Raw genomic sequence first — 17,832 nt, forward strand, 5'->3', positions numbered from 1 at the left:
AACCGGAGTCGTCCGATCCAGTCGAGTTCGGGCTCTCAGACGCGGGATTCGCCGGTAGGCGATTCGGCAGCGAGCGATTCGGCAGCGAGCATGTCTGCCTCCAGTTCGAACTCCGCAGCGACCCGGTCGGGCGCCATGAGCAGCGCGGTGATCGGAACGGTGACCAGCAGCATGCCCAGCACGAACACAGGAAACAGGATCGAGAACACCTCGAGCCCATCCGGGCGCGCCGTCGTCGGGTCGACGGTGGCAGTCAGGCCCCACACACCGGTGTAATGCATGGCCACCACGGCCACGGCCACGGCCACGGCCGCCACGAGTCGCAGCGTGCGGGAGTCGAGGGAGGATATGGACCAGATAATTCCGGCGCCGACCAAGAATCCGATTACGGCGGCCGCGGCGATCAGCACGGGGTTGGAGTCCACCGAGCCCTGGATCTCGACGGAGTACACGATCGCTAGCTGCATTCCGATGAAGCCGACACCGAGGAGTGCTGCGCCCGCGGCGAGTCGGCCGATCTCGACCGATGCGCTCGACCTCCGGTGCTTCGTCGGCGGCGGGCTGACGATCAGCAACGCTATGGATGTAGCCGCGACAGGGACCACGAACGAGATCACGATCCAGAGGACGTCGTATCGCACCATGCTGCCGTAGACGTCGAACCCGACCATCGCAATGTAATGCGGCAACCAGGCGCCGATCCCGCCGATGGACAGTGCCCCCCACGCCAGCCAAAGCATCCGCTGCCGAGGGATCGGCGTGGTCGTCGCCTTGCGGGCACTGGCGACACCGACGAAGATGCCGACGAACGCCGTGATCGAGGCGAGGGCGATGATCCAGGTACCCATAGAGAACTGCTGCAAGCCATCCGACATTTTCCGAGTCCTCAGTGCGCGGCCGTGTGAAGCTTGGTCAGTGCGTATTCGGTGATCTCGACCAGCGCGCGTTTCGCCGATTCCCTGTCACGGGCGTCGATCGGGATGATCGGTACGTCCTCAGAGATCGCTAGAGCCCCGCGAATATCCTCGACGGGGTAGCGCGGGGCGTCGTCGAACTCGTTGATTGCGACGAGAAACGGCAGTTGACGGGCCTCGAAGAAGTCGACCGCGGCAAAACTCTCGTCCAACCGCCGGGTGTCGATCAAGACAATCGCACCGATCGCACCGCGGATCAGGTCGTCCCACATGAACCAGAAGCGGTGCTGACCGGGCGTGCCGAAGAGGTACAGCACCAAGTCGTCGGCCAGGCTGATACGACCGAAGTCCATCGCGACGGTGGTCGTGCCCTTCTGTGGCGTGGCAGCGAGGTTGTCGACGCCGTCGCTGGCGTTGGTCACAAGCGCCTCGGTACGCAGCGGAACGATCTCCGAGACCGCCCCCACCAGCGTGGTCTTGCCGACGCCAAACCCGCCGGCGATCACGATCTTGGTCGAGGTCACCCGGTTGCCGGGATCAGATTTCGCGAAGTCCACTGAGGACCCTTTCGATGAGTTCACTACGTTCGGAGTCGGTCGAGTCTTCCTTCAGGGTGGCCAGGATCTGCAAATGACCAGACTCGACCAGGTCGGCCACCAGGACGCGCGCCACACCGAGTGGCAAAATCACCCGGGCGGCGATCTCGGCAACGGACGGCGACTGCTGGCACAACACGACGATCGCCGCGTTGATGTCGTCGAGTTCCCATTGCCGGTCCACCGACTGCGGGAGCGCCTGGATCAATGCCTCGAGCGCCAGTTCGACGGCAGGCCGGGTTCGACCCGACGTCAGCGAGTACGGGCGCACGATGTTCGGGCCGCGCGGCTCCGAATACTGGTCGTCCACGGGAGGCCTGATCAGAGGCCCTGCGGGGTGCGAGCGGTGGCCTCCACAGATGCACCGACACGGTCGACCAGGATCGCCATCTCGTAGCCGACCTGTCCGATGTCGCACTCCGCGTCGGTCAGAGTCGCGAGGTGCGAGCCGTCACCGACACTCATGAGCAGCAGGTAGCCGTGCTGCATCTCGACCACCGACTGAAGCACCCCACCACCCTCGAACAGGCGGGACACTCCCGCCGACAAGCTCGCAAGTCCGGACGTGACGGCGGCCAACTGCTCGGCCCGGTCGATAGGGAGGTGGGCACTGGCCGCCATCAAGAGGCCATCGGCGGACACCAGCACGGCATGCGAGACGCCCGGTATGTCACTGGCGAAATTCGACACCAACCAGTCGAGGGGTCGCGTGACGTCGGGTCCTTGGGCGGTATTCATCGATCTCCTTCAATACTGTTGTGCTCCGCGAGCCTTGTGGCCCTGCCGTTTCGGACGCCGAGTTGGTGCCGACTGAGGTTCGCGCGAATTGTCTCAGGGTCACGCACGCGGCGCAGTGTCGCCGTATTGTGAGCACCTTCGACAGTGCCGGGAAGCAGGCGCTCACCGGGGCTCCGTTTCGGCAAACCGATTTCGGGATCGGCCTCGACAGGCGTCGAGCTGACCCGGTCGGCCTCGGACCACCCGGCGTCACCAGCCGAGTGCCAGACGCCGGGAGCACCTTCTTCGCCGGTCGGGTCGGTCAGCCAATCCGACATCATGTCGGCGAAAATCGGAGTGCCACCGGGACGTTGCGACACCTCCGCGGCTGGCGGATCGACACGCGACTGGAAGAACGACGCGGTCTTCACCGGGTTGGTGCGGTAGCGGTGCCGCACCGACACCTGATCGTCGCCGTTCGAGGAAGCTGACGTCGGCGCGGGCTGATCCGGGGCGCGCTCCGCTTCAGCACGGTTCTCGATCCGCGGCTCCGGTGCGGCGGGTGTCGCCTGCGGCTCCGGTGCGGCGGGTGTCGCCTGCGGCTCCGGTGCGGCGGGTGCCGGCTGCGGCTCGGCCGTGACTGCTTCCGGCACGGCTGCTCTTGGTGTGACCGACTGCCGCCGCCGCACAGGCAGCTTTGGCATCGCACCGGACCCGCGGACGTTCACAACGTCATTCGGCTGAGCGGTCGCCGGGCGGGCCGAGGGTCCGGCACCGGCCGCGATGCCGCTGGCGCCGGGCTGACGCTGGGGCAGGATGCTGTTCGACGCCACCGTGACAGAGCGTGCAGGTGTCGAGGGAAGTGACGGCGGGGCCTGGTGTGTTTGCGGAGCCGGGTGTGTTTGCGGAGCACGGACCGGCAGACCGTTTTTGGTCGCCGGCTGACGTCCCGTCTCCCGTGGCAGTGAGGGCGCCGGAATGGGGGTCCGGGCGGGTGGAACGGGGATCCTGCGCAGCGGGCCGGTCTCCTGACGACCCTCATACGAAACGATCAGCGCATTCGGGATGTGGATGCTGGCCGTCACGCCCGGGTTGCGTGCAGTATCGAAAGTTGACCGCAGACGCACAGTGAGACCGTGCCGCTTCGCGAGCCGGCTCACCACGAACAAACCCATGTGGCGCGCAGTCTCGGTACCGACCTCACCACCCGACGCGAGACGCTCATTGATTGCGCGCAACTCATCGGACGGGATGCCGATTCCGCGGTCCGCGACCTCGAGCAGCACACCGCCGTCCACGGCGCGGGCGAAGCTGAACGTCACCACGGTGTCAGGCGGTGAAGCGCGCAGCGAGTTGTCGACGAGTTCGGCGAGGAGGTGCACGACATCGGTGACGACGGCACCGCTGAGGGCACCTTCCGGGGTCGCGCCCACCTGCACACGCTGGTAGTCCTCCACCTCGGAGATTGCGGCACGCAGCACATCACCGAGGGCGATCGGCGCCGACTGCGAACGGCGCACCCGGGTTCCAGCCAGAATCAGAAGATTCTCACCGTTCCGGCGCATTCGCGCCGCAAGGTGATCGAGCCGGAAAAGGCTTTCGAGTCGCTTCGGATCCTTCTCATCGAATTCGAGATTCTCGATGAGGCCAAGCTGCTGGTCTATGAGCGATTTGCTTCGCCGCGCCAGCGTTTCGAACATGTCGTTGATCCGGAGCCGTAACTGTGCCTGCTCGCCGGCGAGCCTAAGTGCCTGTCCGTGAATGTCGTCCACGGCTCTGGCGAGCTGGCCGATCTCCTCGGACGAGTGCACGGCCACCGGTTCGAACGACAGCGCCCGCGGATCGTCGCTTGCCTTGATCTGTTCGATCGACTTCGGAAGGTCGCGGCGCGCGGCCTTGAGCGCACCGTGCCGCAACCGACGGATCGGGCCGATCAGCGAACGCGACACAAGAAGCGCGAGAACGAGGGCGGTGAGCAGCGTCCCGAGAACGATCGCCGTGTCGCGCAGTGCGGCGGACCGGGTCTCTGCCGCGCGAGTCTGCACAGTGGACGCGATGTTCTGCGCCGCCTCGCTGGTCAGTTCGTGGTAGATGTCACGGCTGGCGATCAGGGAGGACCGCGCCTGCAGAACCGGGAGCGAACCGCCGCGCGCGACGTCCTTCAGGCCTTGGTCCAAGAGGGCGTTTCGGTCGACGATGTTCTTCCGCAGTGCCTCGAGACGAGGGTCGTCCGGCGGGTAGTACGGGTCGAGGACATCCAACAGACCCGATTCTGCACCGGAAGCGGCGACGATCGCTGTGGTGGGAAGGTCGCCGGCCTGTGCCCTCTCACGGCCATCCGGAGCCACGTAGGCCTCGAGTACGGCGACGTTACCCATGGCTTGCTCGAACAGTCGCCGCTGCGCTTGCCAGGCATTGCTCAACAAGTACCCCTTGTCGATGACATCGCTGTCGTCGATCTGACGCACGATGTCGTCGACCTCACGGGTGAGGCCTCTGGAGAACGCGCGGTGTCGTTGCGCGAGAAGGTCTGTGGCGGCGCCTGGAGAATCCATTAGAGCTAAGAGGGCACGGCCATCCGCGACGGTCTGGTTGATGGCGCTGGCAATTTCAGGGTTCAGTGCGGGGTTACCAGTATGTTCAGACACTTTGTCCATCAAGGCTGCCGCGGCCTCCCGGTCATCCGCCGGGAGAGTTTTCGACGTATAGCCACTGATCACGGTACCCATTGCGGCCTCAAGAGCCACGATGTCCGGAACGCCGGCGATCCTGTCTGCCGCTTCGGTGAAGTGAACGGCGTTGCTCAACTCGGCCTGCACACGGAGTCCGCCGAGCACCATGGCGACGGTGACGGGAACCGCAAGAACCGCAGTGACCTTCCACCGCAGTCCCCAACCCGCGATATCCCAGAACTTTGCCCGGGGCGGCGACTCCTCGCTCATCCCACGCTTCCTTTCCACCCAGTCATAGCTCACCGATCTGTGCTCGTGACTACGCCCGCGGCGCGGTACCCGTATCGGCCAGGCGAGCTTCGGAAGGGAGTGATCGCACCACTGCGCGATGTGCCGCCCCCGACTCGCCTGGTTCCGAATGTAACGAATTCATCACATCGTCATGCGCAAGATTCTTACCACAGAGATCCGTGAATTATGTACTTCTCAGTAACATCCACCCCGAAGGTCGCTCCCCCCACAGCCCTCTGCCTTTCGATCAGCGGCCCACGCTACACAGACTCCCAATCTGCAGCCGAGGCCGGAGCCCGCATCTCGCCCCTCACTCGCCCCACAAGACGCGTACAGTCACCGGTGCCTTCCGGTCACCGGTGACTGTTGGAACTCCGCAATCTTTGTCCCCACGCCTCAGACGTCGAGGAAGCGGACGTCCTTCGCGTTGCGGGTGATGAAGCTTCGGCGGGCCTCGACGTCCTCACCCATGAGCACGCTGAACAGTTCGTCTGCAGCGGCCGCGTCGTCGAGCGTCACCAGGCGCAGGACACGGACCGACGGATCCATCGTGGTCTCCCACAATTCCTTGGCGTTCATCTCGCCCAGACCCTTGTAACGCTGGATGCCGTCGTCCTTGTTGATCTTCCTGCCCGCCTCCGTGCCAGCCGAAACCAGCGCATCGCGCTCACGGTCCGAGTAGGCGAACTCGGGTTCACTGCGCTGCCACTTGAGCTTGTACAACGGCGGCTGAGCGAGGTACACGTGCCCGTGTTCGACGAGGGGCCGCATGAAGCGGAACAGCAGCGTGAGCAGCAGTGTCGCGATGTGCTGACCATCGACGTCGGCGTCGGCCATCAGCACGATCTTGTGATAGCGCAGCTTGGCAATATCAAACTCGTCGTGAATGCCCGTACCGAACGCGGTGATGATCGACTGGACTTCGGTGTTCTTCAATACGCGGTCGATCCGAGCCTTCTCGACGTTGATGATCTTGCCGCGCAACGGCAGGATCGCCTGGTACATCGAGTCACGACCCGACTTCGCCGAGCCGCCCGCGGAATCGCCCTCCACGATATAGATCTCGGACTTGCTCGGGTCGTTGGACCGGCAGTCCGCGAGCTTGCCCGGCAGCCCCCCGAGGTCGGTAGCGCTCTTACGGCGGACGAGTTCACGCGCCTTCCGTGCGGCGACACGAGCCTGTGCCGATGACACGGCCTTGTTCACGATCGTCTTGGCATCGGCAGGATTGGCCTCGAACCAGTGCGACAGGTGCTCATTGCTCGCCTTTTGGACGAACGAGCGGACCTCGGTGTTCCCGAGTTTCGTCTTGGTTTGACCCTCGAACTGTGGTTCGCCCACCTTGACGGAGATGATCGCCGCGAGACCCTCGCGGATGTCGTCGCCGGTGAGCTTTGGGTCTTTGTCCTTGAGGAGCTTCTTGTCGAGGGCATACTTGTTGACCGTGGCGGTCAGAGCGGAGCGGAAGCCCTCCTCGTGGGTACCGCCCTCGTGCGTGTTGATGGTGTTGGCGAACGTGTGCACCGACTCCGAGTAGCCGGAGTTCCACTGCATCGCGACCTCGAGTTCGTGCCCGGTGCCCTTCGCTGTGAAGCCAACCACGGAGTTGTGGATCGGCTGCTTGGTGCGGTTTATGTGCCGGACGTAGTCCTCGAGCCCGCCCGGGTAGTGATAGACACGGGTCTTTACCTTGTGCACGGTCGGCGCAGCTGCCTGCGCCGACTCGTCCTCTGCGGTCTTGGGTGCGTCGGCGACCTGGCTGACCACATCCTCGGTGACCTCTGCTGCGCTGACGCGCTCGTCGGTCAGGGTGATAGTGAGGCCCTTATTCAGGAAGGCCATCTCCTGAAGCCGCCGGGCCACCGTCTCGAAGCTGTAGACCGTGGTCTCGAAGATGTCGGGATCGGACCAGAATCGGACCGTTGATCCCGTTTCCCTCGTGGCGTCACCCTTGACGAGTTCACCTGGCTTGGAATAGGTGTAGGTCTGAGTCCACCGATACCCGTCGCGCTTGATGTCGACCTCGAGTCGGCTGGACAACGCGTTGACGACGGAGATGCCGACACCGTGCAGGCCGCCGGAGATGGCGTAGGAGTCGGAGTCGAACTTGCCGCCTGCGTGAAGCTGGGTGAGAACGACCTCGAGGGTGGGGACACCGGAGGCGTGCATACCTACCGGGATACCTCGGCCGTCGTCGACGACCTGGACGCCACCGTCTTCGAGAAGGGTGATCTCGACCTTGCTGGCGTGGCCGGCCATCGCCTCGTCGACGGAGTTGTCGACGACTTCCCAGATCAGGTGATGCAGACCGCGTTCACCGGTGGACCCGATGTACATGCCCGGTCGCTTACGAACGGCTTCGAGTCCTTCGAGGACCGTGATGGACGAAGCGCCGTAGTCCTTGCTGGAGGTGCTGATGTCTGACTTCTGGGCAGCCACGGGTGGGTAGCTCTCCTTCTCCGTCCAATGCCCGAAACAGGCGCCTGCCGCCCTTGCCGGGCCTCAGGAGACGAGAATCGGGAATCTTGCCGCTAGTTACCTCGGCCATCCTACTGGTACGTCAGCCGCAGGAGCGCTATCCGACACCCCTGAGTGCCCTGTAGGCGAATTTTCTGGGCACCTGCGGAGTGAAAACCTAGGACGGTGCACTCCTGGACTCGAGTCCGGGGGACTCCCGATCCCGTCTAGCCATAGGTGTCGCGGGGTCCGCGCCCACGAATGTGACGTTCCCCCTTGCGCCAACTCGGAGCGGTCGGACCGGTGACCCGTAGCGACTTCACCACCCCGTTCCCGACGGCCGCAGCGATCTTCGCGAGGATCTGCGGCTGCATCATCCGAAGCTGCGTAGCCCACGCCGTCGACTCCGCGGAGATACTCAGGACCCCGTCCCGAAGCCCGGTCGGTTCGGCGTGTGCAGCGATTTCCTCACCGACCACCTGCACCCACCGGCCCAGGACTGTCCCCTCGGAGACCTTGGGAGACCAACCGCGTTGCTTAGCCAGTGCACTGGTCAGAGCGCCGAACGGCTGTGGATCGCGGTCGTCCGGGCCCGGACCCGACCAACCCCGTCTGCCCCGGGTGCGCAGGCTCCGCGCCCCTGATCCGGATCGACGGCCCTGGCCCACGGATTTTCCGCTCGCCTTCGCTGCCGCACGAGCCTCTTCGAGCGCTCGACGCGCAAGGTCGATCCCCTTCACCTCGGGTTCGCGGACTTCCTTGGGTGTGGTGGGTTCGGAATCATCCGTCATGACCGGCTTCCCCTGTCTCTTCTGCGATGCGCGAGATCCGTCCGTGGTCGGTGTCGTGGGCCTCGACGCCGAAGCCGACGGCGTCGAGTTCCTTCGGAACATCTTCCGCCACCGCCGCAGTAATCAATACCTGTTCCGCGTCCACGGCGATCTCGGCCAGTGCCCGCCGACGGCGACGGTCGAGTTCGGCGAATACGTCGTCCAGCATGAGCACCGGGTCGCTGCCGTCTGACCGCAGCAAGGCGAATGCGGCCAGTCGCAGCGACAGCGCGACTGACCAGGACTCCCCGTGACTTGCGAATCCCTTGGCCGGAGTGTCACCGAGGTGCAGTTCGAGATCGTCGCGATGAGGTCCGACGAGGCACACACCGCGGTCGATCTCCTTAGACCGCATCACGGACAGTTCGTGCAGGAATCGCTTCTCGAGAAACGCGATGTCACCCGCCTCCGGCTGCCGCGCAGGTTCGACGAACTCCGGTGGCAGCGAATCGCCCAGACTCGAGCGGTAGCGGATACCTGCGGGCCTCGATTCAGGGGCCAGCGAATGATACGACTGGGCGAGATGCGGCGCGAGATCGTGGACGAGGTGGAGCCGTCCGGCGAGGAGTTGGGCGCCGTGGGCGGCGAGGTGCCCGTCCCATACTTCCAGTGTTGCAAGAGCACTCGCTCCTTCCTCTGTCGATCTATCACTCTTGCGCGACACGCGCCGTAGCGCCCCGCCCGCGGTCTTGAGCAACGCCGAGCGCTGCCGCAGCACACGGTCGTAGTCCGCCCGCACCGCAGCCATCCGAGGGATGCGCGAGGTGAGTAGTTCGTCGAGGTAGCGGCGCCTATCGCCGGGGTCGCCGCGCACGAGTGACAAGTCTTCCGGCGCGAACAACACCGTCTGAAGAATCCCCAGAATCTCCCGCGGACGCCGGGTGGGCGACTGGTTGATCCGAGCCCTATTGGATTTGCCCTCGTTCAATTCGACATCGACGGTCAGTTCTCTGCCGACGTTGACGACTGTCGCACCGGTGAACGCCCGACCGGTTCCCGATCTCATCAACGGAGCATCCGAACTCACCCGATGCGAAGAGAGCGCGGATAGGTAGCCAAGCGCCTCCAGAATATTCGTCTTACCGTGACCGTTGGGTCCCACAAAGACGGTGCAACCCGGACGCAGGTCGAGAACGAGTGCGTCCCAGGAACGGAAGTCTCTGAGCGAGAGTGCGCGAACGAACACCTATTTTCCAGAACCGGCTTCTTCGTCGCCGGCCGCCTTGTGCACAGCGTGCCCACCGAACTGGTTACGCAACGCCGACACGGCCTTCATTGCGGGGGAATCGCCCTGACGGGACGCGAACCGCGCGAACAGGGCTGCGGAGATTACCGGTGCCGGAACGGCGTGTTTGATCGCTTCCTCTACAGTCCACCGGCCCTCACCGGAATCCGCTGTATACCCGGAGATCTCGGTGAAGTCGGGATCGTCCGCGAGAGCCTTCACGAGTAGTTCCAACAGCCACGACCGGACCACGGTCCCCTTCGTCCACGCACGGAGTACACCGTGGACATTCGTTACGAGATCCTCTGCTTCGAGGAGTTCGTAGCCTTCGGCATAGGCCTGCATCAATCCGTACTCGATGCCGTTGTGGATCATCTTCGCGTAGTGCCCTGCTCCGATCGGGCCGGCGTGGACGAACCCGTCCGCACGCTCGCCCTCGGGGCGCAGAGCGTCGAAGATCGGGAGCGCACGCTCGACATCTGCTTCCGATCCACCGACCATCAACCCGTAGCCGTTGTCGAGTCCCCAGACACCGCCGGACACTCCACAGTCGAGGTAGCCGATTCCACGCGAACCGAGCATCTCGCCATGCATACGGTCGTCGGTGTATCTCGAGTTACCTCCGTCGATCACGAGGTCGCCGGACTCGAGTACCGACGACAACTCCGTCACGGTGTCCTGGGTGATCTTTCCTGCCGGCACCATTACCCAGACGACCCGGGGAGCCTCGAGTCGCTGCGCGAGTTCGGATAGGGAGGCCACATCGGTGACTTCGGGGCGGGGGTCGAAGCCGAACACCTCGTGTCCATGCGCACGCAGCCGCTCGCGCATGTTGAATCCCATCTTTCCGAGCCCGACCAACCCGATCTTCATCGTGATCTCCGTCCACTCGCTGAGATTTCCTCCGCCGGTACCTCAGTCGCCGACTTTGCAGGTCAGCCGGGGAGTCGGACTGGCATCAGTAGGTAGGTGTATGCGCTGGCCGGAGCCGTGAAGTTGCCGGAATCGTTGGGTTCGATCGCGTCCTCGGTGACCGGACGCAGTACTGCGGGGCGACTGGGTGTCGTGAAACCGAACAGCACCTCCTCGCTGTGCAGCGAGGACAGCCCGTCGAGTAGGTAGCCCGGATTGAAGGCAATCGTGAGCGGTTCGCCTTGGAAGAAGGCGTTCAATCCTTCCTCAGCGCGGCCCGCGTCGTCCCCACCGGCGGAGAGCAAGAGTCCCTCGGTCGAGAACTGGAGTCGAACCTGCGCACCACGCTCGGCGACCAACGCCACACGCTTGATGGCCTCGACGAGCGGAGCGACCTCGACCGTGGCCATCGCTGCGTGCTCGGACGGCAAGAGTTGCCGGAATTTTGGAAATTCGGCATCGAGCAGGCGGGTGGTGTTGCGCCGCCCGCCGTTCACGATGCCGAGCAGTCCGTCGTTGCCGACCGACGAGCCCGAACCGAGAGCCAGCTCGACCGGAGAAGTGCCATCTCCGGTAAGAGTTTTCGCCGCCTCGGAGAGTGTCTTCGCCGGCACCAGGATCGCAGCGGTCGTGTCTGAGCCGGTCGGCGACCACTCGAGTTCGCGGACCGCAAGACGAAACCGATCCGTGGCGGCGAGGACGATCGCATTGTCCTCGATCTCAACCCGGATGCCCGTAAGCATGGGGAGGGTGTCATCCCTTCCTGCCGCGACGGCCACCTGACTGATGGCCTCGGAAAATAGGTCGACCGGGATGGAGCCGGTCTGCTCCGGTAACTGGGGTAGTTGGGGATAGTCCTCGACCGGCATGGTCGGGAGGGAAAACTTGGCGCTTCCGCAGGTGATCAAGACGCGACTGCCCTCGAGCGTCACGTCGACCGGCTTGTTCGGGAGCGACTTGGTGATATCGGCGAGCAGTTTGCCCGACACCAGAACCTGGCCGACGCTCTCGACCTCCGCAGCAACCCGAACCTGGGCGGACACCTCGTAGTCGAATCCGGAAACCGTCAACCCTTGTTCGGTCGCGTCCAGGAGAACCCCGCCGAGGACCGGGACCGGGGGGCGCGACGGCAGAGTACGAGCGACCCACGTCACTGAATCAGCGAATTCTTCCCGGGAGACACGAAACTTCAGGCTTCCAAGCTCCATCGCCGGGTTGTTCCTCTCGGTAGGCACGGTTGTTCGCCACGGTCGGGCCGTGACCGAAGCACTGCAGTCTTACACAGAGCGACGATGCATAACCGTATGCCCTCGAGGACGAACTTGAAAGTGGAACGGTCTCGTCCTCGAGTCTCTCATGGAGGCCTGTGAACTGACACAATCCCCAACCCTGTTTTGAAAGAGTTTCCTAGAAGGATTAATCAGAAGTACTATTAGGTCCTGTGGAATCTGTGGACGAACAGTCGTAGACGCTGGTGGGTTCAGGTTCCCGTGTGTGGAATTCTCGAGGACAAACTCGAGGACCAATCCGGTACCCGTGTGGACTACTCGAGGTTGTAAAAAGTTCTTCACCTTCTGTCCACAGAGATTCCACCTAATCCCCACACTTATCCACAGGTGTGAATGTTCCAAATCCAGGTCACAGCGTCGGCGTGTTGCCTCGGTGTGTCCGATGCCCACCCGGTCCACCAAACCTCGAGGATCGCTCGAGCAGACCCTCGAGGCACCCCTCGAGTAGACCCTCGAGGGGTGCCTCGAGTGATCTTGGCGCGGAGTCGCAGCCCGGAGAGTCCAGAAACGACCTGTGCCCCCGGTAGGGCTACCGGGGGCACAGGAACGGCAATCGTCGGATCTACCTCTTGGACCGCTGCTTGATCCGGGCGGTGAGTTCCTGGACCTGGTCGTAGACCTTCCGACGCTCCGTCATTTCCTTGCGAATTTTCTTGTCCGCGTACATGACGGTGGTGTGGTCGCGCCCGAACGTCTGGCCGATCTTAGGCAGAGACAGGTCGGTGAGTTCACGACACAGGTACATAGAGATCTGCCGTGCCGACGCGAGCGGCCGGGCCTTTCCGGGGCCGCAGAGGTCGTCGATGGACATGTTGAAGTACTCCGCGGTGACCGCCATGATTGTGGCTGCGTTGATCTCGAGGCTTGACGAATCGGGCATGAGATCGCGCAGAACCACTTCGGCAAGGGTTAGGTCGAGGGGTTGACGGTTGAGAGAGGCGAATGCCGTCACGCGGATGAGAGCACCCTCGAGTTCCCGGATGTTGCGTTCGATCCGGGAGGCGATCAACTCGAGGACGTCGTAAGGCACCTCGAGCCGGTCCATTCGGGCCTTCTTGCTGAGGATCGCGATGCGGGTCTCGAGTTCCGGCGGCTGAACATCAGTGATCAGACCCCATTCGAAGCGAGTCCTGAGGCGTTCCTCGAGAGTGGCCAACTGCTTCGGCGGACGGTCGGAAGACACGACGATCTGCTTGTTCGCGTTGTGCAGGGTGTTGAAGGTATGGAAGAACTCTTCCTGAATACCTTCTTTGCCCTCGATGAACTGGATATCGTCCACCAATAGCACGTCGGTCTCGCGGTAGCGGCGCTTGAACGCCACTTTGCGGTCGTCGCGGAGGCTGTTGATGAAGTCGTTGGTGAACTCTTCGGTGGAGACATACTTGACCCGCATACCGGGGAACAACCGTTGGGCGTAGTGGCCGGCTGCGTGCAGAAGGTGGGTTTTGCCGAGTCCGGAGGCTCCCCAGATGAACAGTGGGTTGTACGCCCTTGCCGGGGCCTCCGCGATGGCAACTGCGGCGGCGTGAGCGAACCGGTTGGACGATCCGATCACGAATGTGTCGAACGTGTACTTCGCGTTGAGACTGTTCGCCCCGGTCGCCGCAGGTGTAGGGCCGGCAGGCGGTTTGGAGAAATATGACGGCCATGACTCGTGGACGCTCGCCAGCGCCTCGCTGTCGTCGTCGACTTCTTCGAAGTCCGTCGTGTCGGAGTACGGCTGATCCTCCGAGCTGAATCGGCGCCTGCGGAACGATGTGGAATTTGCCACCGAAGACTCGAGATGTTGGGGCGGGTGGATCGGTTCCGATTCCTGCAGGTGTGCCCTTACGGGAGGTTCGGTAGGTGTGGGTTCGGACGCCGGCGTGTCGTCGACGGGGGCGGCAATACGAACGCCGATCCCTTCCACCTGCTCACCGAGACGTCGGCCCAGTGCGTGCAGGATCGGTTCACGAAGATCACGTTCGATTGCTTCCTGAGCGAACGGTGACGGAACCGACAGCAGGGCGAATCCCTGTGCCAGCGTCAGCGGTTTGACGAGAGCCAACCACGCCTTCTGTCCCCTCGTCAGCGGTGGCAGATCACCGCCTGGCGCATCGGACGTGAGGTCTGCGACAACGTCGATCCAGATCCGTGCAAGGGCGTTCGGATCGTCGTTCACGTGGTTCCTCCCCAGTTTGTTCGCGGACTCGGCGTCTGGCGGTGCCGAGTAGAGATGGCGGTGCCTGGTGTCGAGGTGAAGATGGGAGATCCCCGACCTGAGGATGGACCCTTACGAATCTACGAATATGCCATCTGAACTGTGTTTCCACACAATTATCCACAGATGTGGACTAATTGCAGTCGCCTCCCGGTGAGGCGCGGTTGCGCGGCGAGTAACCCAGATTCGGAGCGTTGACCTGCGCTTATGTCTGCGAAAAGGGGGATGTGCGCGTTCGGTGACCTGGGAAGTGGGGGTCGTCAACTACCCTCGGGGCGATCCGAATCGGCATACCATCCGCGACCTGTGGATGAATTGTGGCTAATGTGCAGATGAGAACGGTGAAGTCGAGGACGGGGCACTCGATCAGGGTTCATCGGCGAGACCATGCATAGACGCTAGCAACAGTATCGGCAACCTCACAGCGGTTTGCCACATTGAATGTTGGATGCAAATATTTGTCGATCCTCGGCGTGTCGGTGATAGATGAGCCGGGGTATGCAGGTAAGTGAGTTTGACCTGACTGGGAGTGGTAAGTACTCTCGAACGGTCACCCTGTGGTGAGGTGGCGGTTTCGTGCTGGCTCGAGTCCCGTATCGAGGTCGTTCCATCCCACCCAGCGTATGAGCACCTGAGTTTTGCCAATGTTAGATCCATGACGCCGGGAGGCGTCGATGAATTTCGAGGAGTGTTGACCGTGGCCAAGGGCAAGCGGACGTTCCAGCCGAACAACCGACGCCGCGCGCGCGTTCACGGCTTCCGTCTTCGTATGCGGACCCGTGCGGGCCGTGCAATCGTTTCGTCGCGTCGCCGCAAGGGCCGCGAATCCCTCACCGCCTGATCCTGAAATCTGGGATCAGGAGCTCGGGGTGTTGCCTGAGCCGCACCGATTACGTCGTCATGCGGATTTTTCCTTGACTGTGCGACGTGGTCGTCGGATGGGTAGAGGCGATCTAGTTGTGCACGCGCTAGACCATGCGCAGACAGACAAGCTGGTGAGTAGTGGCGGTCCGCGATTCGGACTTGTCGTGAGTAAGGCTGTCGGGCCGGCGGTGACTCGTCATCGAGTCGCACGCCGGCTTCGTCATGTGTGTGTTGACTTGATAGAGCTCATCCCCACCGGGACCGATGTAGTGATTCGTGCCCTTCCCGGAGCGGCGACCGCAAGCAGTCGCGATCTGGACAAGCAACTTCGTGCAGGTCTGCTTCGATTGGATCTTCTTGCACCCGTGAGTAACTCGGCATGAAGAGCGCATCTGACAAATCACCCGCCGGCTCCTCGACTTCATCTGCGTGGATGCCGGTTCGTGCGTTTCCGTCGAAGATTCTCATTTTCTTCATCGAGCTTTACCGGACGTATGTGTCGCCCCTGAGGATGCCGACCTGCCGGTTCATGCCGACTTGTAGCGAGTATGCGGTGGAATCACTACGAACTCACGGGGCGATCAAAGGCCTCTTTTTGACGGTGGTCCGCTTGTCGAAGTGTGCCCCCTGGCACCCTGGTGGATGGGATCCGGTCCCAGGCGGGCAGGATTCGATCAAGGACCACTGTCCGGGTAGCCATGATCGCTGTCCCGTGAACGTGGACGAACAGAGGAGTACTTAGAGCCGTGCTCGACTTCATTTACTACCCGGTGTCCGGGATCCTGTGGGTCTGGCACAAAGTCTTCGGCGCCATTCCATTCCTGGGCCCGGACAGTGGTATCACGTGGGCGCTCTCCGTGGTGTTTCTGGTATTTACCCTTCGTGCCGTGCTGTACAAGCCGTTCGTCAAACAGGTTCGGACGACGAGGCAGATGCAGGAGTTGCAGCCGCAGATCAAGGCCCTACAGAAGAAGTACACAGGTGACCGCCAGCGGCAGGCCACCGAGATGCAGAAGCTCCAGAAGGAGCACGGATTCAACCCGATCATGGGCTGCCTGCCAGTTCTCGCGCAGGCGCCGGTCTTCATCGGCCTGTTTCACGTGCTGCGTTCGTTCAACCGCACTGGCACCGGCTTTGGTCAGGTCGGCTTGTCGGTCGAGGCAAATGCCAACACCCCGAACTATTTCTTCGGTGTCGACGACGTCCAGTCATTCTTGAGTGCCCGACTGTTCGGCGCTCCCATCTCGGCTGCAATCACCACGCCGCAAGCGCAACTCGACGCGTTCGCCGCCTACGGTCCGATCCCAACGATGCTGAACATCGGTGTCGTGGCGGTTCCACTCATGATCATCGCCAGCATCGCGACCCATTTCAATTCGCGTGCGTCCGTATCGCGCCAAAGCCCTGAGGCAGCAGCGAACCCACAGTCGGCGATCATGAACAAGCTCGCGCTGTACGTTTTCCCTCTCGGTGTTCTCGTCGGTGGACCGTTCCTCCCCATCGCGATCCTTCTGTACTGGGTGAGCAACAACATCTGGACCTACGCGCAGCAGCACATCGTCTTCCGCCGTATCGACGAAGAAGAGGAAGAGAAGAAGCAGGCGGCCATAGCGCGTCGAGCAGACAATGCCCCGAAGCCCGGAGCGCGCCCCGATCTCTCCAAGAAGAAGAAGCCTGGGACGGCAACAACGGATGGTTCTTCCGGGGAGACTAAACCGGAGATCGTCGGGTCCGACGACTCCACCGATCAGGCGAGCGGCGATGTTTCGGCACCGGGTACCTCGAAGCCGAAACCTGGTAGTCGCCCCCAGTCGAACCGCGGCAAGTCCTCCAAGCGCAAGCGGCGCTGATTCAGAAAAGAGAACGAGCATGGCTATTGAGCCTGACATCGCAGTGGACGGAGATCGGATGGACGTGACTGCATCGACGCAGAACCCGGACACCGAGGTGGATTCTGATTCTGACGATTACCTGATCGAAGAAGGGGAGATCGCGGGCGACTATCTGGAGCAGCTACTCGACGTACTCGACTTCGATGGTGATATAGACCTGGACGTCGAGGGCGACCGTGCAATGGTCAGCATCGGCGGCGGCGACGATCTCACCAAGTTGGTCGGACGCAGGGGTGAGGTGCTGGATGCACTTCAGGAACTGACTCGGCTCGCCGTGCAGCAGTCGACGGGCGAGCGTAGCCGTCTCATGCTGGACATCGCGGGGTGGCGCGCTGGCCGGCGCGCGGAGCTCACCGAACTCGGCGACTCGACAGCCCGCCGAGTCCTCGACAGTGGTGAGCGGGAGGAGTTGTCTCCGATGACACCGTTCGAACGCAAGATCGTGCATGACGCAGTCGCGAAGATCGAGGGCGTGTCGAGTGAGAGCGAAGGCGCTGAGCCGTCACGCCGCGTTATCGTGATCAGGGACTGATTCGCTCAGCAGAAGCGAAGGCGAGGTTCCCGGAGCCAGTTCCGGGAACCTCGCCTTTCTTGCATGTCATTCTCGAGTAGATCACTGTGGTGATGTTTCGTTTCACGTGAAACACGAGCCACTCCCTCCCCTATCCCCTCCCCCGGCAGCGGGGGTTCCGCATGACTTGGTGATGTGAAACTAATGAATCATTCCTACTTCCAACGGAGCGTTACTGGTCGGGGCAGCTCACCATCGTGGCGGCATGGATGAACTCGTCCTCGGCACCCTGCAGTCGTTCAAACCACAGTCCTTGAAACTCGTCGCGGACGTATGTCTGCGCGGCTTGTGGACCGTCAGATGCCATCAATCGGCATACCTCGCTGGCCGAGTCTTTGAGGGGGCTGTCGGGACCCTGTCCCATCGGGGATCCCGCAACTGTTCTCTCATTCGGAACGGAAT

Annotated in this window: 17 protein-coding genes; 5 read left to right on the forward strand and 12 right to left on the reverse strand. The window is 62.7% G+C overall.

Annotation, left to right across the window (positions count from 1 at the left end):
• Positions 1 to 35 precede the first annotated feature (35 nt).
• The 11 genes from RM2_RS15460 to dnaA form a co-directional block, all read right to left on the reverse strand.
• A complete protein-coding gene (locus tag RM2_RS15460) occupies positions 36 to 875 on the reverse strand; it encodes an MHYT domain-containing protein (protein WP_072690452.1) in 840 nt (279 codons plus the stop codon).
• A gap of 11 nt (positions 876 to 886) precedes the next feature.
• Positions 887 to 1,438, reverse strand: a complete 552-nt coding sequence (locus RM2_RS15465) for a GTP-binding protein (RefSeq protein WP_072690489.1) — start codon at positions 1,436 to 1,438, stop codon at positions 887 to 889.
• Positions 1,439 to 1,451: 13 nt separating this feature from the next.
• Positions 1,452 to 1,820 (reverse strand): DUF742 domain-containing protein, encoded by a 369-nt coding sequence (locus RM2_RS15470; RefSeq protein WP_072690453.1) that lies wholly within the window; start codon positions 1,818 to 1,820, stop codon positions 1,452 to 1,454.
• An 11-nt stretch (positions 1,821 to 1,831) separates the two neighbouring features.
• Complete coding sequence (locus RM2_RS15475) at positions 1,832 to 2,248, reverse strand: roadblock/LC7 domain-containing protein (RefSeq protein WP_072690454.1); 417 nt, start codon at positions 2,246 to 2,248, stop codon at positions 1,832 to 1,834.
• Positions 2,245 to 5,169 (reverse strand): sensor histidine kinase, encoded by a 2,925-nt coding sequence (locus RM2_RS15480; protein ID WP_072690455.1) that lies wholly within the window; start codon positions 5,167 to 5,169, stop codon positions 2,245 to 2,247. The genes RM2_RS15475 and RM2_RS15480 overlap by 4 nt, the downstream gene beginning before the upstream one ends.
• A gap of 417 nt (positions 5,170 to 5,586) precedes the next feature.
• Positions 5,587 to 7,629, reverse strand: a complete 2,043-nt coding sequence (gene gyrB, locus RM2_RS15485) for a DNA topoisomerase (ATP-hydrolyzing) subunit B (protein ID WP_072690456.1) — start codon at positions 7,627 to 7,629, stop codon at positions 5,587 to 5,589.
• Positions 7,630 to 7,874: 245 nt separating this feature from the next.
• Positions 7,875 to 8,438 (reverse strand): DUF721 family protein, encoded by a 564-nt coding sequence (locus tag RM2_RS15490; protein WP_072690457.1) that lies wholly within the window; start codon positions 8,436 to 8,438, stop codon positions 7,875 to 7,877.
• Positions 8,428 to 9,663 carry a DNA replication/repair protein RecF gene (gene recF, locus RM2_RS15495; RefSeq protein WP_072690458.1) on the reverse strand — a complete coding sequence of 412 codons (1,236 nt, stop codon included), beginning with the start codon at positions 9,661 to 9,663 and terminating at the stop codon, positions 8,428 to 8,430. The genes RM2_RS15490 and recF overlap by 11 nt, the downstream gene beginning before the upstream one ends.
• Positions 9,664 to 10,575 carry a phosphogluconate dehydrogenase (NAD(+)-dependent, decarboxylating) gene (gene gnd / locus RM2_RS15500; protein WP_072690459.1) on the reverse strand — a complete coding sequence of 304 codons (912 nt, stop codon included), beginning with the start codon at positions 10,573 to 10,575 and terminating at the stop codon, positions 9,664 to 9,666. It abuts the gene before it with no gap.
• Between the two features lie 62 nt (positions 10,576 to 10,637).
• Positions 10,638 to 11,822 carry a DNA polymerase III subunit beta gene (gene dnaN / locus RM2_RS15505; RefSeq protein ID WP_072690460.1) on the reverse strand — a complete coding sequence of 395 codons (1,185 nt, stop codon included), beginning with the start codon at positions 11,820 to 11,822 and terminating at the stop codon, positions 10,638 to 10,640.
• Positions 11,823 to 12,465: 643 nt separating this feature from the next.
• On the reverse strand, positions 12,466 to 14,064 hold the full coding sequence (dnaA, locus tag RM2_RS15510; protein ID WP_072690461.1) for a chromosomal replication initiator protein DnaA: 1,599 nt from the start codon (positions 14,062 to 14,064) through the stop codon (positions 12,466 to 12,468).
• A gap of 736 nt (positions 14,065 to 14,800) precedes the next feature.
• On the opposite strand from dnaA, the gene rpmH reads away from it, so the two are divergent.
• From rpmH to RM2_RS15535, 5 genes are read left to right on the forward strand one after another with little or no spacing between them, the layout of a single operon-like run.
• Positions 14,801 to 14,944, forward strand: coding sequence for a 50S ribosomal protein L34 (rpmH, locus tag RM2_RS15515; RefSeq protein WP_072690490.1), 144 nt, complete (start codon positions 14,801 to 14,803; stop codon positions 14,942 to 14,944).
• Between the two features lie 28 nt (positions 14,945 to 14,972).
• Positions 14,973 to 15,350, forward strand: coding sequence for a ribonuclease P protein component (gene rnpA / locus RM2_RS15520; protein WP_072690462.1), 378 nt, complete (start codon positions 14,973 to 14,975; stop codon positions 15,348 to 15,350).
• Positions 15,347 to 15,709, forward strand: a complete 363-nt coding sequence (gene yidD / locus RM2_RS15525; protein WP_072690463.1) for a membrane protein insertion efficiency factor YidD — start codon at positions 15,347 to 15,349, stop codon at positions 15,707 to 15,709. Before rnpA ends, yidD begins: the two co-directional genes overlap by 4 nt.
• Positions 15,710 to 15,713: 4 nt before the next feature.
• Positions 15,714 to 16,817 carry a membrane protein insertase YidC gene (yidC, locus tag RM2_RS15530; protein WP_072690464.1) on the forward strand — a complete coding sequence of 368 codons (1,104 nt, stop codon included), beginning with the start codon at positions 15,714 to 15,716 and terminating at the stop codon, positions 16,815 to 16,817.
• A gap of 19 nt (positions 16,818 to 16,836) precedes the next feature.
• Entirely contained in the window at positions 16,837 to 17,391 is a 555-nt protein-coding gene (locus RM2_RS15535; RefSeq protein WP_072690465.1) for a Jag family protein, read from the forward strand.
• A 211-nt stretch (positions 17,392 to 17,602) separates the two neighbouring features.
• Here the strand turns inward: RM2_RS15535 and RM2_RS25655 are convergent, their stop codons facing one another.
• Positions 17,603 to 17,737: a hypothetical protein gene (locus RM2_RS25655; protein ID WP_281250421.1), complete on the reverse strand. Its 135-nt coding sequence runs from the start codon at positions 17,735 to 17,737 to the stop codon at positions 17,603 to 17,605.
• Positions 17,738 to 17,832 lie beyond the last annotated feature (95 nt).

Origin of the sequence: Rhodococcus marinonascens NBRC 14363, assembly GCF_001894885.1 — a bacterium.
Lineage (GTDB): Bacteria > Actinomycetota > Actinomycetes > Mycobacteriales > Mycobacteriaceae > Rhodococcus_F > Rhodococcus_F marinonascens.

Coding starts and splice junctions, on each gene's coding strand:
- RM2_RS15460 (WP_072690452.1), bottom strand. CDS start 875: ATGTCGGATGGCTTGCAGCAGTTCTCTATGGGTACCTGGATCATCGCC.
- RM2_RS15475 (WP_072690454.1), bottom strand. CDS start 2,248: ATGAATACCGCCCAAGGACCCGACGTCACGCGACCCCTCGACTGGTTG.
- RM2_RS15480 (WP_072690455.1), bottom strand. CDS start 5,169: ATGAGCGAGGAGTCGCCGCCCCGGGCAAAGTTCTGGGATATCGCGGGT.
- RM2_RS15490 (WP_072690457.1), bottom strand. CDS start 8,438: ATGACGGATGATTCCGAACCCACCACACCCAAGGAAGTCCGCGAACCC.
- gnd (WP_072690459.1), bottom strand. CDS start 10,575: ATGAAGATCGGGTTGGTCGGGCTCGGAAAGATGGGATTCAACATGCGC.
- dnaN (WP_072690460.1), bottom strand. CDS start 11,822: ATGGAGCTTGGAAGCCTGAAGTTTCGTGTCTCCCGGGAAGAATTCGCT.
- yidD (WP_072690463.1), top strand. CDS start 15,347: ATGAAGAGCGCATCTGACAAATCACCCGCCGGCTCCTCGACTTCATCT.
- RM2_RS15535 (WP_072690465.1), top strand. CDS start 16,837: ATGGCTATTGAGCCTGACATCGCAGTGGACGGAGATCGGATGGACGTG.
- RM2_RS25655 (WP_281250421.1), bottom strand. CDS start 17,737: ATGGCATCTGACGGTCCACAAGCCGCGCAGACATACGTCCGCGACGAG.